Raw genomic sequence first — 373 nt, 5'->3', positions numbered from 1 at the left:
TCACCCAGACCGGCCTGACCAGCGCCTCCGCCGGCGCCCCGCTCGCCGCCCTGGCCTCCAGCTTCACCGCCAACTTCCTCATCAACGGCTCGGCCATCTCCAACGTCACCCTCGCCACCTACGCCGACGCCAACAACACCGCCTTCGGCCGCAGCCAGCTCCTCTCCTCCGTCACCTACAACAGCGAGCCCACCGGCGGGTCCGGCGCCCTGCTCTCCAACCCCATCCTCAACAACTCCCTCTTCTCCGAGACCGTCGTCATCTCCGCCACCTTCACCGCCGCCGGCGCCGCCCTCAACGCCAGCGCCCAGATCGTCGCCGTCCCCGAGCCCGCCTCCCTCGCCCTCTTCGGCATGGGCCTCCTCGGCATGGG

At 70.8% G+C, this 373-nt stretch carries 1 protein-coding gene; it reads left to right on the top strand.

Going from position 1 to position 373, the window contains the following annotated elements; genetic code table 11:
* Positions 1 to 373: PEP-CTERM sorting domain-containing protein (locus D9599_RS30945; protein WP_198385167.1), on the top strand; the 373-nt coding region annotated here is incomplete at both ends.

The organism is Roseomonas sp. KE2513 (assembly GCF_016107305.1).
Lineage (GTDB): Bacteria > Pseudomonadota > Alphaproteobacteria > Acetobacterales > Acetobacteraceae > Roseomonas.
The sequence above is the reverse complement of the archived record's forward strand: the minus strand, read 5'-3'. Positions and strand labels throughout refer to the sequence as shown.